At 59.6% G+C, this 24,777-nt stretch carries 25 protein-coding genes and 1 pseudogene; 13 read left to right on the top strand and 13 right to left on the bottom strand.

What is annotated here, in order from left to right:
• Positions 1–47: 47 nt before the first annotated feature.
• The 3 genes from AK821_RS24405 to AK821_RS24415 all read left to right on the top strand — a co-directional run bounded on the left by AK821_RS24405 (position 48) and on the right by AK821_RS24415 (position 2,186).
• On the top strand, positions 48–617 hold the full coding sequence (locus AK821_RS24405; RefSeq protein ID WP_064392312.1) for a GNAT family N-acetyltransferase: 570 nt from the start codon (positions 48–50) through the stop codon (positions 615–617).
• A 109-nt stretch (positions 618–726) separates the two neighbouring features.
• Entirely contained in the window at positions 727–1,596 is an 870-nt protein-coding gene (tesB, locus tag AK821_RS24410; protein ID WP_008082985.1) for an acyl-CoA thioesterase II, read from the top strand.
• A complete protein-coding gene (locus AK821_RS24415; RefSeq protein WP_064392314.1) occupies positions 1,593–2,186 on the top strand; it encodes an HAD family hydrolase in 594 nt (197 codons plus the stop codon). Before tesB ends, AK821_RS24415 begins: the two co-directional genes overlap by 4 nt.
• A gap of 139 nt (positions 2,187–2,325) precedes the next feature.
• Here AK821_RS24415 and AK821_RS24420 read toward each other — a convergent pair whose 3' ends face one another.
• The 5 genes from AK821_RS24420 to AK821_RS24440 all read right to left on the bottom strand — a co-directional run bounded on the left by AK821_RS24420 (position 2,326) and on the right by AK821_RS24440 (position 7,838).
• On the bottom strand, positions 2,326–3,276 hold the full coding sequence (locus AK821_RS24420; protein ID WP_064392316.1) for an alpha/beta fold hydrolase: 951 nt from the start codon (positions 3,274–3,276) through the stop codon (positions 2,326–2,328).
• Positions 3,277–4,164 (bottom strand): KPN_02809 family neutral zinc metallopeptidase, encoded by an 888-nt coding sequence (gene ypfJ / locus AK821_RS24425; protein WP_064392317.1) that lies wholly within the window; start codon positions 4,162–4,164, stop codon positions 3,277–3,279. It lies immediately after the preceding gene.
• A gap of 119 nt (positions 4,165–4,283) precedes the next feature.
• On the bottom strand, positions 4,284–5,135 hold the full coding sequence (gene ypfJ, locus AK821_RS24430) for a KPN_02809 family neutral zinc metallopeptidase (protein ID WP_064392319.1): 852 nt from the start codon (positions 5,133–5,135) through the stop codon (positions 4,284–4,286).
• A 146-nt stretch (positions 5,136–5,281) separates the two neighbouring features.
• Positions 5,282–6,115 carry an aldo/keto reductase gene (locus AK821_RS24435; RefSeq protein WP_064392321.1) on the bottom strand — a complete coding sequence of 278 codons (834 nt, stop codon included), beginning with the start codon at positions 6,113–6,115 and terminating at the stop codon, positions 5,282–5,284.
• Positions 6,099–7,838: an FAD-dependent oxidoreductase gene (locus AK821_RS24440; RefSeq protein ID WP_064392323.1), complete on the bottom strand. Its 1,740-nt coding sequence runs from the start codon at positions 7,836–7,838 to the stop codon at positions 6,099–6,101. The genes AK821_RS24435 and AK821_RS24440 overlap by 17 nt, the downstream gene beginning before the upstream one ends.
• Before the next feature lie 176 nt (positions 7,839–8,014).
• Between AK821_RS24440 and AK821_RS24445 the strand changes: the two genes are divergently transcribed.
• From AK821_RS24445 to AK821_RS24460, 4 genes are all read left to right on the top strand, one after another.
• The gene (locus AK821_RS24445; protein WP_064392324.1) at positions 8,015–8,791 is read left to right on the top strand and encodes an IclR family transcriptional regulator; all 777 of its coding nucleotides are present in this window, start codon (positions 8,015–8,017) and stop codon (positions 8,789–8,791) included.
• A 232-nt stretch (positions 8,792–9,023) separates the two neighbouring features.
• Positions 9,024–10,085: a Gfo/Idh/MocA family protein gene (locus AK821_RS24450; RefSeq protein ID WP_064392327.1), complete on the top strand. Its 1,062-nt coding sequence runs from the start codon at positions 9,024–9,026 to the stop codon at positions 10,083–10,085.
• Between the two features lie 2 nt (positions 10,086–10,087).
• On the top strand, positions 10,088–10,903 hold the full coding sequence (locus AK821_RS24455; protein ID WP_064392329.1) for a sugar phosphate isomerase/epimerase family protein: 816 nt from the start codon (positions 10,088–10,090) through the stop codon (positions 10,901–10,903).
• Positions 10,904–11,002: 99 nt separating this feature from the next.
• On the top strand, positions 11,003–11,881 hold the full coding sequence (locus tag AK821_RS24460) for a DMT family transporter (RefSeq protein WP_034153813.1): 879 nt from the start codon (positions 11,003–11,005) through the stop codon (positions 11,879–11,881).
• Between the two features lie 125 nt (positions 11,882–12,006).
• On the opposite strand, the gene AK821_RS24465 is transcribed toward AK821_RS24460, so the two are convergent.
• Positions 12,007–13,344: an MFS transporter gene (locus AK821_RS24465; protein WP_064118770.1), complete on the bottom strand. Its 1,338-nt coding sequence runs from the start codon at positions 13,342–13,344 to the stop codon at positions 12,007–12,009.
• Between the two features lie 359 nt (positions 13,345–13,703).
• On the opposite strand from AK821_RS24465, the gene quiC reads away from it, so the two are divergent.
• Together quiC and AK821_RS24475 are read left to right on the top strand one after the other, a co-directional pair.
• The gene (quiC, locus tag AK821_RS24470) at positions 13,704–15,605 is read left to right on the top strand and encodes a 3-dehydroshikimate dehydratase QuiC (protein WP_064392330.1); all 1,902 of its coding nucleotides are present in this window, start codon (positions 13,704–13,706) and stop codon (positions 15,603–15,605) included.
• A 101-nt stretch (positions 15,606–15,706) separates the two neighbouring features.
• A complete protein-coding gene (locus AK821_RS24475) occupies positions 15,707–16,384 on the top strand; it encodes a TetR/AcrR family transcriptional regulator (RefSeq protein ID WP_064392332.1) in 678 nt (225 codons plus the stop codon).
• A gap of 104 nt (positions 16,385–16,488) precedes the next feature.
• Here the strand turns inward: AK821_RS24475 and AK821_RS24480 are convergent, their stop codons facing one another.
• Positions 16,489–17,343 (bottom strand): shikimate dehydrogenase, encoded by an 855-nt coding sequence (locus tag AK821_RS24480; RefSeq protein WP_064392333.1) that lies wholly within the window; start codon positions 17,341–17,343, stop codon positions 16,489–16,491.
• Positions 17,344–17,348: 5 nt separating this feature from the next.
• The gene (gene aroQ / locus AK821_RS24485; RefSeq protein ID WP_008084592.1) at positions 17,349–17,789 is read right to left on the bottom strand and encodes a type II 3-dehydroquinate dehydratase; all 441 of its coding nucleotides are present in this window, start codon (positions 17,787–17,789) and stop codon (positions 17,349–17,351) included.
• Between the two features lie 314 nt (positions 17,790–18,103).
• Between aroQ and AK821_RS24490 the strand changes: the two genes are divergently transcribed.
• Together AK821_RS24490 and AK821_RS24495 are read left to right on the top strand one after the other, a co-directional pair.
• Positions 18,104–18,532, top strand: a complete 429-nt coding sequence (locus AK821_RS24490) for a hypothetical protein (RefSeq protein ID WP_064392335.1) — start codon at positions 18,104–18,106, stop codon at positions 18,530–18,532.
• Positions 18,529–18,972: a DUF2442 domain-containing protein gene (locus tag AK821_RS24495; RefSeq protein WP_064392336.1), complete on the top strand. Its 444-nt coding sequence runs from the start codon at positions 18,529–18,531 to the stop codon at positions 18,970–18,972. The genes AK821_RS24490 and AK821_RS24495 overlap by 4 nt, the downstream gene beginning before the upstream one ends.
• A gap of 58 nt (positions 18,973–19,030) precedes the next feature.
• On the opposite strand, the gene trmA is transcribed toward AK821_RS24495, so the two are convergent.
• Positions 19,031–20,110, bottom strand: coding sequence for a tRNA (uridine(54)-C5)-methyltransferase TrmA (gene trmA, locus AK821_RS24500; protein WP_064392338.1), 1,080 nt, complete (start codon positions 20,108–20,110; stop codon positions 19,031–19,033).
• Positions 20,107–21,402, bottom strand: a complete 1,296-nt coding sequence (locus tag AK821_RS24505; protein WP_064392340.1) for an NCS2 family permease — start codon at positions 21,400–21,402, stop codon at positions 20,107–20,109. The genes trmA and AK821_RS24505 overlap by 4 nt, the downstream gene beginning before the upstream one ends.
• Before the next feature lie 222 nt (positions 21,403–21,624).
• Between AK821_RS24505 and AK821_RS24510 the strand changes: the two genes are divergently transcribed.
• Together AK821_RS24510 and AK821_RS24515 are read left to right on the top strand one after the other, a co-directional pair.
• Positions 21,625–22,074, top strand: a complete 450-nt coding sequence (locus AK821_RS24510) for a DUF4879 domain-containing protein (RefSeq protein ID WP_064392342.1) — start codon at positions 21,625–21,627, stop codon at positions 22,072–22,074.
• Positions 22,075–22,140: 66 nt separating this feature from the next.
• On the top strand, positions 22,141–22,686 hold the full coding sequence (locus tag AK821_RS24515; RefSeq protein WP_064392344.1) for a DJ-1 family glyoxalase III: 546 nt from the start codon (positions 22,141–22,143) through the stop codon (positions 22,684–22,686).
• A gap of 12 nt (positions 22,687–22,698) precedes the next feature.
• On the opposite strand, the gene AK821_RS24520 is transcribed toward AK821_RS24515, so the two are convergent.
• From AK821_RS24520 to AK821_RS24530, 3 genes and pseudogenes are all read right to left on the bottom strand, one after another.
• Positions 22,699–22,986, bottom strand: coding sequence for a HigA family addiction module antitoxin (locus tag AK821_RS24520; protein WP_064392346.1), 288 nt, complete (start codon positions 22,984–22,986; stop codon positions 22,699–22,701).
• A 14-nt stretch (positions 22,987–23,000) separates the two neighbouring features.
• Positions 23,001–23,279 (bottom strand): annotated as a pseudogene (locus tag AK821_RS24525) (type II toxin-antitoxin system RelE/ParE family toxin).
• An 84-nt stretch (positions 23,280–23,363) separates the two neighbouring features.
• Positions 23,364–24,602, bottom strand: coding sequence for an MFS transporter (locus tag AK821_RS24530; protein ID WP_016986176.1), 1,239 nt, complete (start codon positions 24,600–24,602; stop codon positions 23,364–23,366).
• Positions 24,603–24,777: the final 175 nt, after the last annotated feature.

Raw genomic sequence — 24,777 nt, forward strand, 5'->3', positions numbered from 1 at the left:
GATCCTACCAGCGATGTAGACTTGCGGCATGGAAACGGAGGGGACCGATGGAGCCGATACTGGAACTCGAAAGCGCGCGCTTGCTGATGCGTCAGTGGCAGGACGAGGATTTGCCGGCATTTGCCGCGATGTGCGCCGATCCTCAGGTGATGCGCTATTTTCCGGCAGCGTTGAGCCGTCTGGAAAGCGCGTCGATGATCGGCCGGGTGCGCGGGCATTTTGCCGAGCATGGTTTCGGCTTGTGGGCGCTGGAGCGCAAGGACAGCGGTGAATTCATCGGTTTCACCGGGCTCGGCGTGGTCGGCTTTGATGCGCCGTTCACTCCGGCAGTGGAAATCGGCTGGCGCCTGGCCAAGGAGCATTGGGGCCTGGGTTACGCCAGTGAAGCGGCGTGGACCGCTCTGCGTTGCGGCTTTGATCGATTGGCGCTGAAGGAAATCGTCTCCTTCACCGCGCAATCGAATCTGCCTTCGGAGAAAGTCATGCAGGCGATCGGCATGCATCACGCTCCCGAAGATGATTTCGACCACCCGAAACTGGCCGTCGATCATCCGTTGCGCCGGCATGTGCTGTATCGCATCACTCGGGAACAATGGCTGCAAACCTTGCATGGCTAAGCCGACACGGACGTTTACAATGGCCGCCATATCATTGGCCCGTGCCAGAATCTGAATCGGCCACCGCAGCCAAGACTGCGCGGCATTGCTTTGTGTGAGGAGAGTCTGAATGAGCCAAGTGTTGGAAGATCTGGTCGATTTGCTGACCCTGGAGCCGATTGAGGAAAACCTGTTCCGTGGCCGTAGCCAGGACTTGGGTTTCCGCCAGTTGTTCGGCGGTCAGGTGCTTGGTCAGTCACTGTCGGCGGCCAGTCAGACGGTTGAAGAGGCGCGCCACGTGCACTCGATGCACGGTTATTTTCTGCGTCCAGGCGACGCCAAATTGCCAGTGGTTTATTCGGTTGATCGCGTGCGCGATGGCGGCAGCTTCAGCACCCGCCGCGTCACGGCGATCCAGAAGGGCCATCCGATTTTTACCTGCAGTGCTTCGTTCCAGTACGACGAAGCCGGCTTCGAGCATCAGAGCCAGATGCCTGTCGTGGTCGGCCCGGAAAACCTGCCGTCGGAGCTGGAGCTGTTCCAGCAACGCGCGCAACTGATCCCCGAACACATGCGTGAAAAGCTGCTGTGCCCGAAACCGATCGAAGTGCGCCCGGTCACTGAAAAGGATCCGTACAACCCGCAACCGGCCGATCCGGTGAAGTACGTGTGGTTCCGTGCTGACGGTGCGCTGGCCGACATCCCTGCGCTGCACAAATACCTGCTGGCCTACGCCTCGGACTTCGGCCTGCTGACCACCTCGATGCTGCCCCACGGCAAGTCGGTCTGGCAGAAAGACATGCAGGTCGCCAGCCTCGATCACGCGCTGTGGTTCCACAACGATCTGCGCGCCGATGACTGGTTGCTTTACGCAATGGACAGCCCGTGGGCCGGAAATTCCCGTGGCTTCTCCCGTGGCAGCGTGTACAACCGTGCCGGGCAACTGGTGGCTTCGGTGACGCAGGAAGGTTTGATTCGTCATCGCAAGGATTGGGCATGAGCCTGAGCGAAGTTCGCCATTGGGTGTTCGACATGGATGGCACGCTGACCGTCGCCGTGCATGATTTCGCGGCGATTCGCGTGGCGCTGGCGATTCCGCCGGAGGACGACATCCTGACGCACCTCGCGGCGTTGCCGGCGGATGAGGCCGCAGCGAAACACGCATGGTTGCTGGAGCATGAGCGCGATCGGGCGCTGGGTTCGACCCCGGCCACCGGTGCGGTGGAGCTGGTGCGTGATCTGCATGCGCGCGGTTATCGCCTCGGCATCCTCACCCGCAATGCGCGGGAGCTGGCGCACGTGACGCTGGAGGCGATTGGTCTGGCTGACTGCTTCGCGGTGGACGATGTGTTGGGCCGCGACGAAGCACCGCCGAAACCGCATCCGGGTGGACTGTTGAAGTTGGCAGAGGCTTGGGATGTGCCGGCCAGCGAGATGGTGATGGTCGGTGATTACCGCTTTGATCTGGACTGCGGGCGAGCGGCGGGCGCGCGGACGGTGTTGGTGAATTTGCCGGATAATCCGTGGCCTGAGTTGACCGATTGGCATGCGAAGGATTGTGTCGAGTTGCGCAGGATGTTGCTTACCTGATATTTCGGTTGTTTGATCTGGCCTCATCGCTGGCAAGCCAGCTCCCACAGGGATTTTCAGTGGATGCAAAATGTGTGCGACACAATGCACTGTGGGAGCTGGCTTGCCAGCGATGGCGCCAGATCATTCAATACAGGACTCATTCAAACAACGCCTTCTGCCCCTCCGGCGAGGTCAGCATCCCATCGCCGTTATGCCCAACCCCCGGCACTTCAACCAGTCGCTGATTAACTCCCTCCGGGTGCCGACGCAGCAAATAGCCGAAGTACAACTTCCCACGCTCCAGGCGATACGCCCCTTGCGCCTCGGCTTCGCAACCCTTGTCCAGTGCCGGATGCTGCGGATCGATGTCCTGCTGCCCGAGCAGATAAATCATTTCGCGTTTGACGTAACTGCTCTCGAGTTGCAACGGCGTTTGCCCTCCGGCGTACACCGGCATGTCTGCCAGACCGTACTTCCAGCGATTGAAACCTGCACATTTGGCGTGATCGAACGCCACTGGCCGCTGTTCATTGAAGTACGCATAGGACGAAGGATTGGCCACCACGTAGCGCAAACGAATGCCGTTGGCCTTCAGCGCGGGTTGATCCTTGGCCAGCAGGGCATAACGCTGCACCACCTGACCGCCGCCAGAGTGACCGAAAATAACGATCTGCTTCACGTCCGGAAACTGTTTGCGATCGCTGATTCGCCCGACGATCTCGTCGAGCGCCGCGTAGGAACTCAACGGATTCGGCCCTGTGGATAATCCGCCGCCCATCCACTCGTTGCCTTGCCAGCGCAGCAGTGTGGCGGGCAAGGAGTACAGGACAACATCGCTCTCATTGAGAAACTGCGGCGCGATCACCAGCGTGTGCGCGCTTTGTCCCGCCAGTTCAGCCGCGCTTTCGGCGCTTTTGCGATAGGTCTCGGCGTTGCGTAACCGGCCATGAATGACGATCAGCACACGTTCGATTTTCTCCGGTGCCGGGCCGATGCCGACGGCCATTTCCCCGGCCTTGAGTTGCAGGCGACCGGGGCTGATGGCGTCGACGCCGGCGGCTTGTGCAGTGCTGCCAATAATCAGTAAAGCCAGAAGCCATTTATGCATTTACAGGTTTTTCGCCGCGAAGGTGTCGCACTGGCCGACCTGGCCTTGCGCGAATCCGGTTTTGAACCAGCGCACCCTTTGCGCCGACGTACCGTGGGTAAACGAGTCCGGCACCACACGGCCCTGACCCTGTTGTTGCAAGCGATCATCACCGATGGCATTGGCCGCGTTCAAGGCCTCCTCGATGTCACCCGGCTCCAGCCAGTTCAGGCGCTTCTGCGCCCTGTAGGCCCAGACGCCGGCGAGACAGTCAGCCTGCACTTCCTGACGCACCAGCAAACCGCCGTCACCTTCCATCTGTCGACCTTGCTGTCGAGCTGTCTGAATTTTCGCCGAGACGCCAAGCAGCGTCTGCACATGGTGTCCGACTTCATGCGCGATCACGTAGGCCTGGGCGAAGTCGCCGGCCGCTTTGAAGCGTTGCGACATTTCCTGGAAGAACGCCATGTCCAGATAGACCTTCTGGTCGGCCGGGCAGTAGAACGGGCCGGTCGCCGAGGTTGCAAGACCGCAGGCTGAGTTGACCCGATTGCTGAACAGCACCAGCGTCGGATCTTTATATTGCCGCCCGGCCTGCTGGAAAATCGCGCCCCAGGTGTCTTCGGTATCGCCAAGGATCGAGCGGACGAATTCGGCTTGCTCGTCGTTGGCCGGTGGCGCCTGACGGGTTTGCGAGGTAGGCGCCGATTGTTGTGTCGATTGCCCGGCGAGCTGCCCGAGAATTTGCAGCGGATCCTGCCCGGTGATCCAGCCGATGCCGACGATCAGCAGAATGGCGCCCAGACTCAGGCCTTTGCCGCCACCGAAGCGCATGCCGCCGCCACCGCCGGAATCATCACCACGGGCGTCGACGACGTTGTCACTGCGTCGGCCTTTTTTCCATAGCATGTGGGAATCCTCTGAATGAATCTGGTGATGAGTGTTGCTGGTGCGTGGGAGTGGCGCCAGTCCGGTCGTCAGACCATCGTGATTGATGACGGTTCTGAGCACATTGTCTATTCGCCAGCTTACAGCTGTGCAGCGTTGAAGGTATCGCACGTATCGATACGACCGCTATCGAATCCGGCCGTGAACCATTGGGTGCGTTGTTGTGAGGTGCCGTGGCTGAACGTCTCCGGACGAACCGAGCGGTTCTGTGCACGCTGCAGATAGTCGTCACCGAATACGCTGGCGGCGTTCAAGGCTTCTTCGATATCGCCAGGTTCCAGCCAGGTCAGGCGCTGTTGGGCATGGTATGCCCAGACCCCCGCAAGGCAATCGGCCTGCAGTTCGCTGCGCACTTCGAGGCCCGCGTTGCCGATCACCGGTAGTCGTGCCGAGAGGGCGGTTTCAAACGGCTCGGACATGCCCAGTTCAACCTGCACATGATGGCCGACCTCGTGCGCGATGATGTAAGCCTGGGCGAAGTCGCCGACCGCTGAAAAGCGCTCGGCCATCAGCTCGAAGAACTGCGGGTCGAGATAGATCTGCCGATTGCCCGGGCAGTAAAAGGGGCCGATCGAGCTGTCGGCGGCACCGCAAGCGGAGACCACGCTATGACTGAACAGCGTCAGTGTGGGGGTGGGGTAATGGCGTGCGGTTCGGGCAAACAGCAACGTCCAGGTGTCTTCGGTGTCACCCAGTATCGACTCGATAAACCTGAGTTGGGCAGCGTCGGCGGACGAAGCGGGTCGGCTGACGTCATTCATCTGGCTCGGGTGTTGCCAGGGAGTGCTGTCGTATGAGGCGTAGAGCGCCGCGCCCGAGAGGGTGACGGCTGCCAGGCCGGCAGCGATTTTCTTCCCTGTCTGAGTGCGGGCGTCCTTGCCCTTTCGTGTGTCATTGACGTTGTCGCTGCGTCTCGCTCTGGTCCATAACATGTTTGCGTTCCTTCATAGGTTGGGGGTGTAAATCACCTCGCCTATGAATAACCGCGCGCGTCAGAATCTGCTGGGCATAAATGTAAGGGCGCGTAAGACCCTTTTCGAATCTGCCGTTTCGGTGTGAGTCATAAGCCTTTTCCCACTCACTGGTCGAATGCATCCCACACTGGCGCGAAGTCCGGGCTGACCTGTCGCTCGCGCTTGGACAGACCGGCAATCAGCGCCCGGTCTTGATCATCCAGATTGACCTCAAGTGCCGCCAGATTGGCGAGTTGGTTAGTAGCGCTGCTCGCCTTGGGTATCGCTGCCACGTTGTCTTGATCGAGCAGCCATTTCAGTGCGACCTGGGTCGGCAGTACGCCGTGTCTGGCAGCAATTTGCTGAATTTCGCTGATGTGTGAAACCTTGTTGCGCGCCAGCGGTGTGTAGGCCGTCAGCGCCATATTGTGTTGCCGGACGTAATCGAGCAGGGCGGTTTGTCCGAGCAGGACGTGGTACTCGACCTGAATCGCTGACAGACCGATGCCGTATTCCTCGACGACTTTGCGCAACAACGGCAGAGGGAAATTCGCCACGCCGATGTTGCGGGCCAGGCCTTGTTCCTTGAACGAGGCCAGCGTGTCGAGAGTGCGTGGCAGATCCCAATCCTTGGTGGGCCAGTGGATCATGAACAGGTCGACGTAGTCGCTGCGCAACGCCTTGAGGCTGCGATCCATGGAGTGGCGCATCGCGTCCGGTTGCAACTGATCCCACCAGACTTTGGTGGTGACATGAATCTGCTCGCGCGGTGTCGGTGTATTCGCCAGCGCTTGTCCGACGGCATCCTCATTGTTGTAGGCCGCTGCCGTGTCGATGTGTCGATAACCCAGCTCCAGCGCTTGCTCCACGGCACGGGTGCATTCTTCACCGAGCATCGGCCAGGTGCCGAGACCGAGTTTCGGCATGTTCAAACCCTGGGCGTTAACAATGTGCTGCATGGTCGATCTCCTGTTCGAAAGCAGTAATGCCGGCGATATGCCGGGCGGCGATGTAACCGAAAGTCAGGGCCGGGCCGATATTGATGCCGCCCGCCGGGTAGTGACCGCCCATGATGCTGGCCATGTCGCCACCCGCCGCGTAGAGGCCGGCGATGGGTTGTTCGTTGGCATCCAGCACTTGCGCGTGCGGATTGACCTTGAGGCCGGCAAACGTGCCGAAGCAGCCGGGCTGGACTTTCACGGCGTAGAACGGCCCGGTTTCTATTGGGGCAACGCAGGGGTTGGGACGGTTTTTCGGATCACCCTGTTTACGGTTGTAGGGTGTGGTGCCGCGCCCGAACAGCGGGTCTTCGCCGTGGCGGGCATGGCCGTTGTAGTTATCCACAGTCTGGCGCAAACCGCTGGGGTCGATGCCGCAGGCAATGGCCAATTCCTCAACGGTGTTACCGGTTTTCAGATAACCGCTGCGGATGAATTCCGACACTGGCAGCGGAAACGGCCTCGACATGCCGAGGCCATATCGCCGTTGAAAGGCGCGCGTGCAGATCAACCAGGAGGCGACTTCTTCGCCTTCCGGCGCAGCAGCAACCATGGCGCTGACATAGTCGTAGTAACCGTTGGCTTCGTTGACGAAGCGCTGTCCGTTACGCTGCACGCCGATGATCCCCGGTTTGCCGCGCTCGATGATGTGTGGGAAATGGCCGATGCTGCCGTCGGAATACGGCACTTGCGACACCGGTGCCCACGCCACGGCTGAAGCGACCTCGGTGTTGACTCGCGCTCCTGCGCTTTCACCCAGGCGCAAGCCATCGCCGTTGACGGCCAGCGGCGGCAATGCCCAGTGTTCATGACCGGTTGGTGTGCGCGGGAACAACGCTTTGCGCCGCTCGATGTCATTGGCGAACCCCCCGGCGGCAAGTATCACGGCTTTGCGTGCGCGAATGCGGATCGGACCTTTGCGGGTCTCGACCACTGCGCCGGAAACCCGCGAGCCGTCACGCAGCAGCTCAGCCACCGGCGCCGACTCCCACAACAAGACGCCGAGGTCTTCGGCAGATTTTGCCAATCGCGCAATCAGCGCCACGCCATTGACCAATTGCATGGCCCGGCCATGAACGGCGAGGTCCAGCAAGTGCCGGGTAAAGCGCCGAGTGACATGCCATGCGGCTTTCAGCGAACGGGTCAGATTGAGGAACGCCGACAGATCCGCCCCGGCCATGATCGGCATACCCATGAAGGACGTTTCACGCATGGTTGGGCGAAGGCGCTTGAGCAAGCGTCCGACTTCGCGCCCATCGTAAGGCGCAGCGATCACCGAACGTCCGCCGGTACCTGCACCCGGTGTTTCGCCATGAATGTCGGCAATGGCGTTGCCATCGGCGAATTGCAGGGCAGTGTGTTGCTCGAAAAAGGCGACCATGCGCGGGCCGGCTTCAAGGAAAGCGTTGATCATCGCCGGGTCGTACTGCTCACCCAGTTCATGGCGCAAATACGTGCGCGGTTGTTCGATGTCTTCGACGATTCCGGCCCGACGGGCCAATGGATTGCACGGCACCCACGCCCAGCCACCGGACCAGGCCGTAGCGCCGCCGAACACTGGATCCTTCTCGACGACGATGACTTTCAAGCCATGCCACGCGGCGGTCACGGCGGCGGACAAACCGGCAGCGCCAGACCCGACGACCAATACGTCGCAGTCGATATCAGGGAGTTCGGCAGACATCAAACAACGCTCCAGCGGAAATTGTTTTTGGAATTTGATTCCAGAAAATAGCGAGTGCTGGAGTCGTTCGACAAGCCTTGATCCAACAAAACGGGCGGTTATCGAACAATCGGTTCCAGATTTCGCTTTGCAGCGGATGTCTTCTAGAATCGGCAAAATTTCAATTGGATGTCCCCATGGCTGGCAGTCAAATCGAACGGGTTTTCAGCGTGCTGGAAAGCCTTACCAGTGATCCGCGCGGGCTGCCGATGCAGGCGCTGGCCGAGCAACTGGATATCCCGAAAAGCGCCACGCACCGCTTGCTCGCCGAGCTGATTCGCCTCGGCTACGTGCGGCAGAATCCGGAAACCTTGCGCTATCACTTGTCGACCAAACTGGTCGCGATGGGCTTTCAATACCTGTCGAGCAGCGGTGCCGACATCGTCCAGCCGGTGCTTGATCGACTGGCGCAGGAAACCGGTGAACTGGTGCGCCTGGGGGTGATCGACGGCGAGCGCCAGACCTGGATAGCCAAGGCCCAAGGCGCGCGCACCGGTCTGCGTTATGACCCGGACATGGGCCGCGACGCGCCGCTGTTTTACACCGCGTCCGGTCATGCGTGGCTGGCGTGCATGAGTGATGCCGAGGCGTTGTCGCTGGTCGAGCGGCAGGCTGCGGAAGTGCCGGTGGGCGTGGGGCCAAACGCGCCGCGCTCAAATATCGAGTTGCTCGAACGGCTGCGTCTGGCCCGTGAACAGGGCTATGCCTGGGTCGAGGAGAGTTCGGCGGTGGGGACTTCGGCGATTGCGGCGGTGGTGAAGCATCCAACGGATGGTCGGGTGATCGGTGTGCTGAGTATCGCCGGGCCGAGTGCGCGAATGCCGGGGGCGCGCTTGCATGAACTGGCGCCGCTGTTGCTGAAATTCACCGAAGAATTATCAGCAGCCAGCCTGGCCTCGGAACTGTTTATCTAATCCGCCGAAAATCCCCGGTAGGAGCTGCCGAAGGCTGCGATCTTTTGACCTTGTCTTTTAATAGCAAAATCAAAAGATCGCAGCCTTCGGCAGCTCCTACATGGATATTCGTTTGGCGTGAATTTGTGCGGTGTTCGCACGGTTTTGTGGTTGATGGGTGTTTGATTCTGGAACTCGGTTCTAAATTGTTTACGGAGTGTCATTCCGAGAACAATCACAAGAGGACCGCACCTTGAATTCGCCCCTTCGAATCGCCCTGATCGGCGCCGGCAATATGGGCCAACAACATTATCGGCATCTGCAAGCCCTCAGCGAAGCGACGCTTTGCGCAGTGGCTGATCCCGGGCCGCAAGCCGCAGCGCTTGCGGCTGAATGGGGCGTCAGGCATTTCGCCGATCATCGTCAGATGCTCGAACACATCAGGCCGGAAGCGGTGATTATTGCCAATCCAAATAATCAGCACGTCGCTACGACGCTCGATTGTCTGGTGGCGGGTGTGCCGGTGTTGCTGGAGAAGCCGGTCGGTGTGCACCTCGATGAAGCGCGCGAGCTGGTCGCGGCGGTTGAACGCAGCGGCGTGCCGGTGCTGGTCGGCCATCATCGGCGACACAATCCGCTGATCGTGCGTGCCCATGAGTTGGTGCAGAGCGGCGCGCTCGGGCGGTTGACCACGGTCACCGCGCTGTTCCAGTTGCGCAAGCCGGACAGCTACTTCGAGATCCCGTGGCGCCGTGAACCGGGCGCCGGGATGTTGCTGACCAACCTGATTCACGACCTCGACTTGCTCCGGCACCTGTGCGGTGAAGTGCGCTCGGTCCAAGCGATCACCGACAACACCGTGCGTGGTTTTGCCAATGAAGACAGCGCGGCAGTGTTACTGCAATTCGAGGGCGGCACATTGGGCACGTTGAGCGGATCCGATGCCGTCGCCGCGCCCTGGAGTTGGGAGTTGGATTCCGGCGAAAACCCGGTGTATCCACGTCAGGCCGATCAGCCGTGCTATCTGCTGGCCGGAACCGCCGGTGCATTGAGCATTCCGCAGCTCAAGCGTTGGCATTACGCCGCTGATCAGGTCGACGCCGGTTGGCATGAACCGTTGCTGGTGGTCGAAGAGTCCTACAGCAGTGACGAAGCTTTGCGCTTGCAGTTACAGCATTTCGTCCGCGTGGCGCGGCGTGAAGTCGAGCCGCTGGTGAGTGCGGCGGATGCTGCCCGCACCCTTGCACTGATTGAAGCCATCCGCGAAGCCGCCGCTACTGGCCGAGCCTGCGCCCCTGCACTGATCGAGGCTTGAGCATGAGCGAACGAATCCTGTCCCTGGCCAGCCTGACTGTGCTGGAGTTATCGCCGCCGCAGATGGTCGAAGTGGCCGCCCGCGCGGGTTACAGCCATGTCGGTCTGCGTCTGGAGCCGGCAACCCCTGAGGAATATCACTTTCCGCTGGTCGCCGATGATGATTTGCGGCGTCAGACATTGGCGCAGTTGCGTGACACGGGAATCCGCGTGCTCGACGTGGAAATCCTGCGTCTGAAGCCACAAACCATCGTCGCTGATTTCGAGAAACTTCTGACGGTCGGCGCGGAATTTGCCGCGACTGAATTGCTGGTCGCCGGTAACGATCCTGACGAGCAGCGGCTCACCGATAACTTTGCAGCATTGTGTGATCTGGCGAAGCCCTATGGTTTGCACCCGCATCTGGAATTCATGCCCTGGACCGATGCACGCAACCTTGAGCAGGCGTTGCGCATCGTAGAAAACGCCGATCGGGAGAATGCGGCGGTGCTGGTGGACGCGTTTCACTTTGATCGTTCGGGTTCACGGTTGGAGAATTTCGCGGGCGTTGCGTCCTCGCGCCTGCGCTATGCGCAATTGTGTGACGTGGCGGGGCCGCGACCGTCGGACATGGCCGAGATCTTGCGTCAGGCGCGCAACGAGCGACGGTTTCCCGGCGAAGGCGATTGCGACTTGCTCGGGTTGTTGAAAGCGTTGCCAGCTAATATTCCACTGAGTCTGGAAATTCCCACGGTGAAACTGCTGGAGCAAGGCGTGAGCGGGTTGCAGCGGGCGCAGATGGCGATTGATAGAACCCGGGAATTATTGGCGCGGCTGTAAGCGGTGCTGCGCACCTATCGCGGGCAAGCCCGTTCCCACAGGGGGAGGCAAGCCAGTCCGCGAAGCTTTTGATTTTTTATGGCAACACAAGGATATCCAATGACCGTCAGCACCCCGCTCTCCGGTGTAAACCAACCCTTCAAGGGCATCTTGCTGATCGTCGTGGCAACCTTCCTGTTCTCCAGCCATGACGCACTGTCGAAATATCTCTCCGGTTTCTATCCGATCGTGATGGTGGTGTGGGCGCGCTATCTGGTGCACACCTTATTGATGGCGGGGATTTTTCTGCCGCAGTCCGGGTTGCGCGTCCTACGCACCAAGAAGCCGTTATGGCAGTTGGTGCGGGCACTTTGCCTGCTCGGCACCAGCCTGTTTTTCACCACGGCGCTGCTGTACATCCCGTTGGCGGAAGCCACGGCAGTCAACTTTCTTGCGCCAGTGTTGGTGACCGCATTGTCGGTGCCGTTGCTCAAGGAGCGAGTGACCCGAGGCCAGTGGATCGCCGTCATCTGCGGCTTTATCGGCGTGCTGATCATCGTCCACCCGGGCGGTGAGTTGTTCACACCGGCAGTGTTGCTGCCGTTCTGCTCGGCGCTGTTTTTCTGCTTCTATCAACTGCTGACCCGCAAGCTCGCCGAAGTCGATAGCCCGACTACCAGCAACTTCTTCGCCGGGCTGTGCAACACGCTGGTGATGAGTGCGCTGGTGCCGTTCTTCTGGCAAGTGCCGACGCTGACCCATGCCGGGCTGATGCTGGCGCTGGGCAGTTGCGGGATGACCGCGCATCTGTTTCTGACCCAGGCGTTCCGTCATGCCGCACCGGCACTGCTGGCGCCGTTCGGTTATTGCCAGATCGTGTTTGCGGGGCTGTTGGGCTGGTTGCTGTTCAATCACACGCCGAGTCTGTTGACGATCATCGGCATTGCGGTGATCTGTTGCAGCGGGCTGGCGGCAGCGTGGCAGCAGAGCCGCCGCTGAAGGATACGCAAACCCCTGTATAGGAGCTGACGAGTGAAACGAGGCTGCGATCTTTTGATCTTCAACATCAAGATCAAAAGATCGCAGCGTGCCGCAGCTCCTACAAGGGGAGGGTTGTAGGCAGGTTATTCGGTGATGGTAGGAATCTTGCGCGGGGCCATGAAGTACATCCACGTCAGCGCAATGAAATACATCGCCGGGATCAGGGTGAACAACACCGTGTAGTTGTTGTTGGTCACGGTGAGGATATGGCCGACGATCTGGGTCATGAACATCCCGCCAATCGCTGCGCACATGCCGCCGAAACCGAATACCGTGCTCATCATGTGCTTGGGCGTGTAGTCCATCACCAGGCTCCAGATGTTCGCCGTCCAGGCCTGGTGTGCACCGATGGCCAGAGAGATCGCAGCCACTGCAACCCACAGATTCGCTGAGCCGGCCGCCATGACCACGCCGATGATGCAGCAGGCGAACAGGAACATCGACAGCAGTCGCGCCTTGATCGAGTTCATCCCGCGGCCGATCAGGAACGAAGACAGAATGCCGCCGCCGACGCTGCCGAAGTCAGCAGTCACGTAGATGATGATCAGCGGAATGCCCATCTGGGTGACGTTGATGCCCAGGTTGTATTGCTGATTGAGAAACGGCGGCAGCCAGTACAGATAGAACCAGAACACCGGCGCGGTCAGCGAGTAGGCGAGGGCGAAGGCCCAGGTGCCGCGCATGCGCAGGATTTTCGAGAACGGCACGCGGGCCTGTTCCGGTTCGACTTCTTGCTGGATGTAGTCCAGTTCGGACTGTTTAACGCTCGGGTGATCTTCCGGGTTGAAATACTTCAAGCCCCAGAACAGCAGCCAGATCCCGCCCAGTGCCGACATGCACAGGAACGCCGCTTGCCAGCCCCACACGTGGAGAACCAGTGGCAGCAGCATCGGCGTGAACATCGCACCGACGTTGGTGCCGGCGTTGAAGATGCCCGTAGCGACTGCACGTTCGCCGGCCGGGAACCACAGGCGTGTGGTTTTCACGCAGGCCGGGTAGTTGGCCGCTTCGGTGAGACCGAGGATGAATCGGCAGACCATGAAGCCAACGGCCGAAGTTGCCAGGCCGTGGGCGCCGGTGGCCAGGCTCCACAGCAGCACGGCGCAGAAGAACACGCGTTTGACGCCGACCCGGTCGATCAAGCGGCCCTGCAGGACGAAACCGATTGCGTAACCGACCTGAAACCAGAAGTTGATATTGGCGTAATCCATCGCCGTCCAGCTCATTTCCTTGGCGAGGATCGGCTGCATGACGCCGAGGGCGGCGCGGTCGATGTAGTTCAGGGTGGTGGCGAAAAACACCAGCGCCAGCATGCCCCAACGGGTCTTGCCGACGGCCATGGCGCCGCGGATCTTGTCGCCGATGCCACCCGTGGCAGTGCTCATGGCCGGAGCCATGCGGGAAGTCTGTGAAGGAATCATGTGTTCCACCCGTTTTTGGATTTGTTATTTGGTGTGCTTTTTACTTTGCACGCTGCGACCGGTGGTTCAGATCCGGACTCAATGTGCGGTCGATGTTGGGCAGTGGACGAAAAATCGTCAATTCGCCAAACCGCCATTGTGTTCGATAATCGCACGCAAAACTAACCGGGTAGTACACTTTAAATTGCTGCCGCGATCGATGCAGCCAATAATTTCCCTACTATAAAAACCCATCCCATGTAGAAGCTGCCGCAGGCTGCGATCTTTTGATTTTGCTCTCCACGAATAAAGATCAAACGATCGCAGCCTGCGGCAGCTCCTACAGTAAAGATAAAGCGGCGCCGTCCGGGAGTTGAATCATGCAGCGTTCCATTGCCACCGTTTCCTTGAGCGGCACCCTGCCGGAAAAACTCGAAGCCATCGCCGCCGCCGGGTTCGACGGGGTGGAGATTTTCGAAAACGACCTCCTGTACTACGACGGCAGCCCGCGGGAAATTAAACAGATGTGCGCCGATCTCGGCATCGCCATCACCCTGTTTCAGCCGTTCCGCGATTTCGAAGGCTGCCGCCGCGATCGTCTGGCGCGCAATCTGGAGCGCGCCGAACGCAAGTTCGATCTGATGCAGGAACTGGGCACCGATCTGGTGCTGGTCTGCAGTAACGCCTCGGCCGACAGCGTCGGCGATCAGCAAATTCTAGTCGATGACCTCCGGCTGCTGGCTGAACACGCCGGTGCGCGTGGTTTGCGCATTGGCTACGAAGCGCTGGCGTGGGGTCGTCATGTGAATACTTATCAACAGGTCTGGGATATCGTGCGCCAAGCCGATCACCCGAGCCTCGGCGTGTTGCTCGACAGCTTTCATACGTTGTCGCTGAAGGGCGATCCCCGCGCCATCGCCGACATTCCTGGCGACAAGATCTTCTTCGTGCAAATGGCTGACGCGCCGATCCTGCAAATGGATGTGCTGGAGTGGAGCCGGCATTTCCGCTGCTTCCCGGGGCAGGGTGAATTTGATCTGCCGGGTTTCCTCGCGCCGATCATCCAGAGCGGTTACACCGGGCCGCTGTCGCTGGAAATCTTCAACGACGGTTTCCGCGCCGCACCGCCACGGGCCAATGCCGCCGACGGTTTGCGTTCGCTGCTGTATCTGGAAGAGAAAACCCGCCAACGGCTGGAGCAGGAAACCCAATCTGTGGCCAACCGCGAAATTCTCTTCGAAACGCCGAAGGCCAGTGAGTACAACGGCATCGAGTTCCTTGAGTTTGCCGTTGATGAAAGCCTCGGCGCCAAGCTGTCGAACTGGCTGGAGCGCCTCGGTTTTGTCAAGGCCGGGCAGCATCGTTCCAAGAGTGTGAGCCTGCTGCGTCAGGGCGACATCAATCTGATCCTCAACTCCGAACCGTATTCGTTTGCTCACAGCTTTTTCGAGGCCCACGGCCCGTCGCTGTGCGCCACCGCCGTGCGGGTCAAGGACAGCGCCAGTGCGCTGGCCCGCGCCGTCGCCTACAAAGGTCAGCCCTATCGTGGACTGGTCGGCCCCAACGAACTCGAATTGGCGGCAGTGCGCGCGCCGGACGGCAGCCTGATTTATCTGGTCGATGAACAGGCCGACGTCTACGGCACCGATTTCAATCTGCTGGCCGACGCGCCGACCCGTGGCGGTCTCAAGCGTATCGACCACATGGCGATGGCGCTGCCCGCCGACAGCCTCGACAGTTGGGTGCTGTTCTACAAGAGCCTGCTGGATTTCGAAGCGGACGATGAAGTGGTGCTGCCCGACCCGTACGGTCTGGTGAAGAGCCGTGCACTGCGTAGTCGCGACAGCTCGATTCGTTTGCCGCTGAACATTTCCGAGAACCGCAACACCGCGATTTCCCACGCGCTGTCGAGTTATCGTGGTTCCGGTGTGCATCACATCGCCTTCGATTGTGACGACATCTTCGCCGAAGTCAGTCGCGCCAAAGAAGCCGGTGTACCTTTGCTGGATATCCCGCTCAACTATTACGACGACCTTGCTGCGCGCTTCGATTTCGATGACGAGTTTCTCAGTGAACTGGCGTATTACAACGTTCTGTACGACCGTGATGCCCAGGGCGGTGAGCTGTTCCACGTCTACACCGAACCGTTCGAAGGGCGCTTCTTCTTCGAGATCATCCAGCGCAAGAATGGCTACGCCGGTTACGGCGCGGCGAACGTGGCGGTGCGACTGGCGGCTATGGCCAAGTCACGCAGTGGCGCCATGCGCCAGGCGAAGTTGTAGGAAATTCGTAAACGCGGGATTAAACACAGGTCCCGCGGCTTCCTTCACTGTGCTGCGCGGCCCATAATCGCCGCCTGTGCAGTGATGGCCGTGAGCCCGCAATGACGATGAATACAGAACTTTCCGCAGCTACTGAAGTGTCCGCCGTAGAGCCGCGCAAGAGTCGCAAGAACAACCCGGAAAAAACCCGCGAGAACATCCTGCAGGAGGCGATCGTCGAGTTCGTCCAGCAAGGTTTGTCGGGTGCTCGCGTCGATGCGATCGCCGAGCGCATCCACACCTCCAAACGCATGATCTATTACTACTTCGGTAGCAAGGAGCAGTTGTACGTCGAGGTGCTGGAGAAGCTTTACGGCGATATCCGCAACACCGAAAATCGGTTGCACCTGGCGGAGTTGCCGCCGGTGGAGGCGATTCGTCGATTGGTCGAATTCACTTTCGATCACCACGACCGCAACGTCGATTTCGTGCGCATCGTCAGCATCGAAAACATCCACAACGCTGAATTCGTGAAGCGTTCCGATGCGATCAAGGCGATGAACAACACCATCCTCGATTCGCTGGGCGAGATTTTGCGTCGGGGCGCTGAAGTGGGTGCTTTCCGTAAGGGGCTGGATGCACTGGATGTGCATTTGCTGATCAGTTCATTCTGCTTCTATCGCGTGTCGAACCGGCACACGTTTGGCGAGATTTTCCAGATCGATCTGCCGGATGAAAGCATTAAACAGCGTCATCGCGAGATGATCTGCGAATCGGTGCTGCGCTACCTGCAAGCCTGACATAGAACCCCTGTAGGAGTGAGCCTGCTCGCGATAACGGTGTGTCAGGCAACGAATGTGTTGGCTGACAGGACGCCATCGCGAGCAGGCTCACTCCTACAGTGTTAACCGTTCATGCTTTGAAAATGCGCCAGCATCCGCTGGGCATTCGGCGCTACACCGCTGAACAGTTCAAACGCCTTCACCGCCTGAAACACCGCCATGTTGCCGCCGTCCAGCGTCCGGCAACCCAGCGCGCGGGCGTTACGCAGTAGTTCGGTTTCCAGCGGGAAATACACGATCTCCGCGACCCACAAATCCTTACGCAGGAGTTCGACCGGCACAGGCATGCCCGGCAGTTTGGCCATGCCCATCGGCGTGGTATTCACCAGTCCGTCAGCCTGATTCAGCGTACTCGGCAGATCATGTCCGGCCACCGCACGACCAAAGCCGAAATGCTGATTGAGATTGTTCGCCAGACTCTCGGCGCGCTCACTGTCGACATCAAAAATGCTCAGTTGCTGTACGCCTTCGCTCAACAACGCGTGAGCCACTGCCGCGCCTGCACCACCTGCGCCCATCTGGACCACACGCTCACGGGCAGCGTCCTTCAAGCCCCGACGAAAACCCTCGGCGAAACCCAGACAGTCCGTGTTATGGCCGATGCGTTTGCCATCTTTCAGCACCACGGTGTTCACCGCGCCGATGCCTTTGGCTTCCGGTGACAATTCGTCGAGCAGCGGGATGATCGCCTGCTTGCACGGAAAGGTAATGTTCAGCCCGGTGTAGTTCATCCGCTCGGCCGCCAGCAGCAGATCGGGCAGGGCGCTGCTGTCCATTTTCAGCTGATCGAGATCGATCAATCGATACAGATAACGCATGCCCTGCGCATCGCCTTCGTGCTCATGCAGCGCTGGCGTGCGCGAGGCCTGAATGCCAGCGCCGATCAGCCCGGCGAGTATTACGTTAGAGCGAGCCATGTGATTCACCCCTTCAACCGCTGACTGAAATGTTCCAGTGCCAGGCGATAGCCATGACTGCCAAAACCGGCCATCACCGCTGTGGCAATCGCCGAGACAAACGAATGATGACGGAACGGTTCGCGGGCATGGACATTGGACAGGTGCACTTCGATCACCGGCAACTCACTGGCCACCAGTGCATCGCGAATCGCCACCGAAGTGTGCGTCCACGCTGCCGGGTTGATCACGATCCCGGCGCAACGACCGCGAGCCGCGTGAATCCAGTCGAGCAGTTCGCCTTCGTGATTGGTCTGGCGAAACTCCACGGCCAGGCCGAATTCTTCAGCCGCACGACCGCACAACGCAGAAATATCCGCCAGGGTTTCGTGACCGTAAGTCGCCGGCTCGCGGGTGCCGAGCAGGTTCAGGTTCGGGCCGTTGAGCACCAGAACGATAGGGGGCATGAGGGGTAACTCCACTTATTGTTTTTGGCTTTGGCCGAGGGTTTCAGCCTGTGGAGATAAAATGTACTAGATGGTTACCATGGTCAATTGAACAAAAATGGACGTGGCTTTTTATGTTCGGTGATCGCACAGAAGCAAATTTGATCGAGATATGACGACAGCTTTACTTACGTTTTTTACCGCAGATTGACCGACTCAAGCCCGTTCCGACGCTAGCCTCAAAAGCGGTGAAACGTCATGTGCTTGATCACCAGTCGTCGGATTTGAAAGGAATCTCGAATCCTGAAACTTTTTAACCTAACGGATGGGTTAGCATGAAGGTGTGCAGCTACAAAGGATTGTCGATTGTCATCATGCTGCGAGATGAACATTGCCCACCACACGTTCACGTGAATGCGGGCAGTTGGAGTGCCCGATTACAGTTCAGTTTCTGGCACAACGATATTGAGCTTTGGGACGTCGTGCCCCTTTCTCGTCGACCACCCTTGGCCGTGCTGGAAGGCTTGTGTCGATCCCTTGAGCAGCCTGCTCATCTGCGACGAGCACGCGGGATCTGGTGGTCGAAATTGCAAACTGTCTGTCTCGACAATCAATTGTGGGACAGCCATTCAAACGAAGTATTGGGGATGAAACTCGTCACTGACACGACATACAGAGTGGGATCGGCGCGTTATCTGCCAGACGAGGGCAAAACTCTTCTGACATTGATAGACGCATTGGAAGGAGTGGAAATCGATTTATGAAAGTCATCAAAGCTAAGCCATCCGCACGTCGTCCCCTCACGGAGGAGATGATCGACGTCGCCATCCAGCAAGGGCAAGCACGCCGAACGAATAGCTTGCAGGCTGTCTCCGTAACCTTTGAGAAACCATCCCTGATCATCCGTTTTGAAGACGGCAGCGGTGTGTTGCTACCGGTGGATCGTTATCCAGAGTTCGACGGATTCAATGCAGAGGATTATGAAAACCTGACAGTCGGCTTCGCGGGCACTGCACTTTGTCACGAGGGTAAAGACCTCGACGTTTCCATTTCCGGGATGATTTCGGCGAGCCCATCACTATTAGCCATGGCCGCTTCTGCCGTTGCTTCGCGCAACGGCCGTCAGAGCAGCGCGGCAAAGTCTGCAGCCGCGCGGGCGAATGGCAAAAAGGGCGGGCGTCCGCGTAAGGTCGATCCCGCTTAGTGAGCGCCCACAAAAAAGCCGTCAATCACGACGGCTTTTTCGCATCAGCTCCCCGCAATCAACGCCGGGTCAGCAACACACCCGATTCCATGTGATGCGTCCACGGGAACTGGTCGAACAACGCGCATTTGGTAATACGGTGCGTGTCGTGCAACTGGGCGATGTTGGCCGCCAGGGTTTCCGGGTTGCAGGAGATGTACAGGATGTTGTCGAAACGCCGGGTCAGTTCGCAGGTGTCCGGGTCCATGCCGGCGCGTGGCGGGTCGACGAAGACGCTGCCGAACTCGTAGCTCTTCAGGTCGATGCCTTGCAGGCGGCGGAACGGGCGCACTTCGTTGAGCGCTTCGGTCAGCTCTTCGGCGGACAAACGCACCAGGGTGACGTTATCCACAGCGTTTTCGCTGAGGTTGCTCAGTGCCGCGTTGACCGAAGTCTTGCTGATCTCGGTAGCCAGCACTTTGCGCACACGGGTGGCGAGCGGCAGGGTGAAGTTGCCGTTACCGCAGTACAGCTCCAGCAGATCATCGCTGCGATCGCCCAGCGCGTCGTACGCCCAGTTCAACATCTTCTGGTTCACCGTGCCGTTAGGCTGGGTGAACGCGCCTTCCGGCTGGCGGTAACTGAAGGTGCGACCGCCGACGTCGAGTTTCTCGACCACGTAATCGAGGCCGAGCACTTCGCGTTTGCCCTTCGAGCGACCGATGATGCTGACGCCGAGATCCGTCGCCAGTTTGGTCGCCGCCGTGTGCCAGTGTTCGTCCAGCGGACGGTGATAGCACAGGGTGATCATCGCATCGCCGGACAGCGTGGTCAGGAACTCGACCTGAAACAGCTTGTGGCTCAGCGCCGAACTGGCCTGCCACGCCGCCTTCAGCTGCGGCATCAACTGGTTGATGCGCAGGCTGGCGATCGGGAACTCTTCGATCAGAATCGGTGTGCGTTTGTCGTCCTGAGCGAACATTGCGTAGTGCCGATCGCCGCCCTCGCGCCACAGGCGGAATTCGGCGCGCAGACGGAAGTTCTGCAGCGGCGAGTCGAACACCGTCGGCTCGGGGGCATCGAACGGCGCCAGCAGGTCACGCAGGCGCGTGACCTTGGCTTCAAGTTGCTCGGCGTAAGCCCGGGAATCAAATGTCATGCGTTGAACCAACCCAACTTGATCACGAACAGAATCGACAGAATCACCAGTGCCGGGTTCAGCTCACGGGCACGCCCCGACAGCAGCTTGATCACGGTCCAGGAGATGAAACCGAACGCGATGCCATTGGCAATCGAGTAAGTGAATGGCATGGCCAGCGCGGTCACGACAACCGGCGCGGCAACGGTGATGTCTTCCCAGTCTATTTCCGCCAGACCCGAAGTCATCAACACGGCGACGAACAGCAGTGCCGGTGCAGTGGCGAACGCCGGAACGCTGGCCGCCAAGGGCGAGAAGAACAGCGCCAGCAGGAACAGAATTGCCACGACGATGGCGGTCAAACCGGTACGGCCGCCTGCACTGACGCCGGCAGCGGATTCGATGTAACTGGTGGTGGTCGAGGTGCCCAGCAGCGAACCGGCCATGGCCGCGGTGCTGTCGGCGATCAGCGCACGACCCATTTTCGGCATGTGGCCGTCCTTGCCCATCAGGCCGGCGCGCTTGGCGACGCCGATCAGGGTGCCGGAGTTGTCGAACAGGTCGACGAACAGGAAAGCGAAGATCACGCTGACCAGACCGATGTCCAGTGCGCCTTTGATGTCCAGTTGCAGGAAAGTCGGAGCCAGCGAAGGTGGCATCGAGGTCACGCCGTTGAACGGAGTGAAGCCCATGGCGATGGACACGATGGTCACCGCGAGGATGCCGATCAGCACGGCGCCACGCACTTTCAGTGCTTCGAGGGCAACAATCAGGGCGAAACCGAGGGTGGCGAGAATCGGTGCTGGCTGTTTCAGGTCACCGAGGCCGACCATGGTCGCCGGGTTGCTCACCACGATACCGGCGTTGTGCAAGGCGATCAGCGCCAGGAACAGGCCGATACCGGCAGCAATCGCCGAGCGCAGCGGCAGCGGAATGCTGTTGATGATCCATTCACGGATGCGGAAGATCGACAGCAGGAAGAACAACACCGCCGAAATGAACACCGCACCCAGCGCCACTTGCCAGGTGTGACCCATGTGCAAGACGACGGTGTAGGTGAAGAAGGCGTTCAGGCCCATGCCAGGGGCGAGGGCGATCGGGTAGTTGGCGATCAGACCCATGACGGTCGAACCGATGGCAGCTGCCAGACAGGTGGCAACGAATACCGCGCCCTTGTCCATGCCGGTCTCACCGAGAATGCTCGGGTTGACGAACAGAATGTAGGCCATGGCCAGGAAGGTCGTGATGCCCGCGAGAATCTCGGTGCGCACGTTGGTGTTGTGTGCCTTGAGTTGAAACAGCCTTTCCAGCATGTCTGCTCCCCGTGGCGCGCGTGGCGCCGTGAATGTATCGACCTCAACAGCAAAGCACAGACCGTCGCAAGCGCCTGGAAAATTGTGGTGGGCCGGAAAAAGCCGCGCATCATACCAGCAGCGTGAGGAATATGGCGGTTGTTGGTGTCGATCGTCGGCGAAGTTTTGCGTTGATGCCAACTGCGCCATACTGCGCGCTGATTTTTTCGGGGCGGGAAGTGCATGAGCAAGTGCTGGATGAAGGTTTCGGGTTTGATTGCCGCGCTGATGGCCGTGACGCCGGGAGCGCTGGCGGCCTCGGCGGAGCCGTTGACCCAAGTGAAAGTGATCAAGGTGCAATCGCCGGCCTGTGGTCTGGAAGACATTGGTGATGGGCAGACACAGACCCAATGCAATCACAACGGGCCGAGCATCAAAGTCTATGTACTGGAAGTCGGATACGGCCAGAGCCAGCCGCATGCCACGCTGGATGGTTTCGAAGTGAACGGCACCCGAGCGCCGGTATGTGCCTTTGATAATGGCAACCTGACCGAATGCACTCCCGGCAGTAAAACCGTCGGTTCTCTCTATACCTTCGATCTGGCGGGCAAGCAGGAAGGCACCTTCAGCTTCAGCAACACTTCCATCAACGCGCCACGCAACACGATGTCGACCCAGCTTTACATCAAGTAACGGCTGCTTCCGCGCGATCCGGGGGAAGCTGACTACGCTTTAAAGATCACCCAGCGGATAACGCCCATGACCTTTAGAGCCCTGATTACCCTCGCCGAGGGCATCGATGATCTGCAAAGTGTGACCCTGATTGACGTGTTGCGCCGCGCCGACATCGAAGTCGTCGCTGCCAGCATCGAAGGCCGGCGCATGCTCACCTGCGCGCGCGGCACGCGTCTGACTGCCGACGGCATGCTGGTCGATGTGCTGGCCCAGCATTTTGACCTGATCGTCTTGCCCGGCGGCGACGTTGGTTCGCAACACTTGGCAGCGCATCAACCATTGCAACAACTGCTCAAGGATCAATCCAGCGCCGGACGCCTGTTCGCCGCCATCGCCGAGTCCCCGGCCGTCGTCCTGCAAGCGGCTGGCGTGCTGCGCCAGCGGCGGATGACTTGTCTACCGAACGCCAGTCATCAACTCTCGGGCTGCACGTTTGTTGATCAACCGGTGGTGGTCGACGGCAATTGCATCACCTCGCAAGGCTCCAGCGCTGCGCTGGAATTTGCCTTGATGCTGGTCGAGCAACTCGGCGGCAAGGCCTTGCGGGCGAAAGTGGCGGGGGGGGTGTAGTGGCTGGAGGTGTCAGGCGTGGACAGCGATCAGTTCGATAACCGGTTGCTCCCGATGCTCCGCTTGCCACAGATCGTAGTCGGTTTGTACGCCTAGCCACACACGCGCCTTGCCAATGCCGGCACGCTCAAGACGCACAGCCAGATCCGGACTGATTGGCGCATGTCCGTGTAATACACGGGAAAGATGTGGGCGGGCGAAGCCCAAATGGCGAGCCAATTCAGTCACGCTGATGCCAAACTCGGGCAAAACATCCATCAGCAGTGTTTCGCCGGGGTGTGGCGGGTTGTGCATGGGCATAAGCCTGCCTCCTGTCAGTGGTAGTCCAGATAATCGACCAGTTCGATATCCGAACCGACAAAACGAAAGATCACTCGCCAGTTGCCTTAAACGCTCAGCGACCAGTACTCCGTCAGCTCACGTTTCAATGGATGCAGGCGCCACCCCGGAAGGTCCAGATCTGCGGGAAGCGTAGCGCGATCCATGAACTGCAGCATGCGCGACAGCCGTTTTGCGTGGTCGGCACGAATCCCGCGAGTCGAACCTGTTTCATAGAAGCCTCGAAGGCCTTTGTGCTGAAAGGATTTGATCATGGGCTCGAGTGTAAGGCGATACATTACACTCGGTGCGGTAACTATGTACCGCACATTTTCAGTTTTCTTGTGCTTTGGAGGTTGTCAGACCTTCACTTCTTCCACCGGCACATGCATGCGATCGCGATTAGCCAATGTCGGAAACAACTTGATCCATGTCCCCGTCACTACCAGCGTACCGATCCCGCCCATTACCACCGCCGGCACCGTGCCGAACCAGTGGGCGGTGACGCCGGATTCGAATTCGCCCAACTGGTTTGAAGCACCGATAAACAGCCCGTTCACCGCGCTGACCCGGCCGCGCATTTCGTCCGGGGTTTCCAGTTGTACGAAAGACGCGCGGATGACCATGCTGATCATGTCCGCTGCGCCGAGCACTACCAGCACCGCCAGGGAGAACCAGAACGAGGTCGACAGGCCAAAGGCGATGGTCGCGACGCCGAATATGCCCACCGCTGTGAACATCACCCGGCCAACATTGCGCTCCACGGCAAACCGCGCCAGGAACAGCGACATCCCCAGTGCGCCCACCGCCGGTGCCGAACGCAGCAACCCGAGGCCCCACGGTCCGGTCAGCAGGATGTCCTTGGCGAATACCGGCAGCAGCGCCGTTGCCCCACCGAGCAGCACCGCAAACAGATCCAGAGAAATCGCCCCGAGGATGTCCGGGCGGCTGCGAATGAAACGGATCCCTGCCAGCAACGAATCCAGCGTGGCCTTGCCTTTGTTCAGCGGCGTTTGCCGCGCGGGCAGGTTGAGCATCAAGGTGCAGGCAATGACGTAGAGCAGCACGGTCGGGCCATAGACCCAGACGCTGCCGAATGCGTAGAGCAAGCCACCCAGCGCCGGGGCGACGATGGTCGCGGACTGTTGCGCTGACTGCGCCGCCGCGACGGCTCGGGGGAACAGTGCGCTGGGCACGATGCTCGGCAGCAGTGCCTGAGTGGTCGGCATCTCGAACGAGCGCGCCGCGCCGAGCAGGAAGGCGAGGATGAAGATCATCTCGCGGGTCACGTGGTCGGTGGCGCTGCCGATGGCCAGTGCCAGCGCGATCAACGCCTGTAACGACTGGCAGATCGCCGCGACTTTGCGCCGGTCATAGCGGTCGGCGACATGCCCGGTGTGCAACATGAACAGCACGCGCGGCGCGAATTCGACCAGCCCGACCAGGCCCAGATCGAGGACGTTGCCGGTCAACTGATAGAGGTTCCAGCCGATCGCCACGGTGAGCATCTGAAAACCGCTGGCGGTGAAAATCCGCGCGAACCAGAAGGCGAGAAATGGACGGTGATGACGTAACAGCAGGGGCTCTTGGCTGGGCATCTGAAGGCAGGTCTGGCTCGAGGGGAATCGCGAGGTTATCACCAGTCTGTAACAGGAAGTTGCTATGACAAAAAATTTAGTTAGGAGGACATCGAATTTTTTACGGTGCAGACGAATTCTGCTGTTCGGGGATTTGCGTCGCCTTCGCGATCTGTACTGTTTTCCCCGCTGCCAG

It is taken from the genome of Pseudomonas sp. RIT-PI-r, from assembly GCF_001297015.1.
Lineage (GTDB): Bacteria > Pseudomonadota > Gammaproteobacteria > Pseudomonadales > Pseudomonadaceae > Aquipseudomonas.

Bases quoted from the DNA above. Each gene is read 5' to 3' on its own strand.
- AK821_RS24405 (WP_064392312.1), top strand. From the start codon at position 48: ATGGAGCCGATACTGGAACTCGAAAGCGCGCGCTTGCTGATGCGTCAG.
- tesB (WP_008082985.1), top strand. From the start codon at position 727: ATGAGCCAAGTGTTGGAAGATCTGGTCGATTTGCTGACCCTGGAGCCG.
- AK821_RS24415 (WP_064392314.1), top strand. From the start codon at position 1,593: ATGAGCCTGAGCGAAGTTCGCCATTGGGTGTTCGACATGGATGGCACG.
- AK821_RS24420 (WP_064392316.1), bottom strand. From the start codon at position 3,276: ATGCATAAATGGCTTCTGGCTTTACTGATTATTGGCAGCACTGCACAA.
- ypfJ (WP_064392317.1), bottom strand. From the start codon at position 4,164: ATGCTATGGAAAAAAGGCCGACGCAGTGACAACGTCGTCGACGCCCGT.
- ypfJ (WP_064392319.1), bottom strand. From the start codon at position 5,135: ATGTTATGGACCAGAGCGAGACGCAGCGACAACGTCAATGACACACGA.
- AK821_RS24435 (WP_064392321.1), bottom strand. From the start codon at position 6,115: ATGCAGCACATTGTTAACGCCCAGGGTTTGAACATGCCGAAACTCGGT.
- AK821_RS24440 (WP_064392323.1), bottom strand. From the start codon at position 7,838: ATGTCTGCCGAACTCCCTGATATCGACTGCGACGTATTGGTCGTCGGG.
- AK821_RS24445 (WP_064392324.1), top strand. From the start codon at position 8,015: ATGGCTGGCAGTCAAATCGAACGGGTTTTCAGCGTGCTGGAAAGCCTT.
- AK821_RS24455 (WP_064392329.1), top strand. From the start codon at position 10,088: ATGAGCGAACGAATCCTGTCCCTGGCCAGCCTGACTGTGCTGGAGTTA.
- AK821_RS24460 (WP_034153813.1), top strand. From the start codon at position 11,003: ATGACCGTCAGCACCCCGCTCTCCGGTGTAAACCAACCCTTCAAGGGC.
- AK821_RS24465 (WP_064118770.1), bottom strand. From the start codon at position 13,344: ATGATTCCTTCACAGACTTCCCGCATGGCTCCGGCCATGAGCACTGCC.
- quiC (WP_064392330.1), top strand. From the start codon at position 13,704: ATGCAGCGTTCCATTGCCACCGTTTCCTTGAGCGGCACCCTGCCGGAA.
- AK821_RS24475 (WP_064392332.1), top strand. From the start codon at position 15,707: ATGACGATGAATACAGAACTTTCCGCAGCTACTGAAGTGTCCGCCGTA.
- AK821_RS24480 (WP_064392333.1), bottom strand. From the start codon at position 17,343: ATGGCTCGCTCTAACGTAATACTCGCCGGGCTGATCGGCGCTGGCATT.
- aroQ (WP_008084592.1), bottom strand. From the start codon at position 17,789: ATGCCCCCTATCGTTCTGGTGCTCAACGGCCCGAACCTGAACCTGCTC.
- AK821_RS24490 (WP_064392335.1), top strand. From the start codon at position 18,104: ATGAAGGTGTGCAGCTACAAAGGATTGTCGATTGTCATCATGCTGCGA.
- AK821_RS24495 (WP_064392336.1), top strand. From the start codon at position 18,529: ATGAAAGTCATCAAAGCTAAGCCATCCGCACGTCGTCCCCTCACGGAG.
- trmA (WP_064392338.1), bottom strand. From the start codon at position 20,110: ATGACATTTGATTCCCGGGCTTACGCCGAGCAACTTGAAGCCAAGGTC.
- AK821_RS24505 (WP_064392340.1), bottom strand. From the start codon at position 21,402: ATGCTGGAAAGGCTGTTTCAACTCAAGGCACACAACACCAACGTGCGC.
- AK821_RS24510 (WP_064392342.1), top strand. From the start codon at position 21,625: ATGAGCAAGTGCTGGATGAAGGTTTCGGGTTTGATTGCCGCGCTGATG.
- AK821_RS24515 (WP_064392344.1), top strand. From the start codon at position 22,141: ATGACCTTTAGAGCCCTGATTACCCTCGCCGAGGGCATCGATGATCTG.
- AK821_RS24520 (WP_064392346.1), bottom strand. From the start codon at position 22,986: ATGCCCATGCACAACCCGCCACACCCCGGCGAAACACTGCTGATGGAT.
- AK821_RS24530 (WP_016986176.1), bottom strand. From the start codon at position 24,602: ATGCCCAGCCAAGAGCCCCTGCTGTTACGTCATCACCGTCCATTTCTC.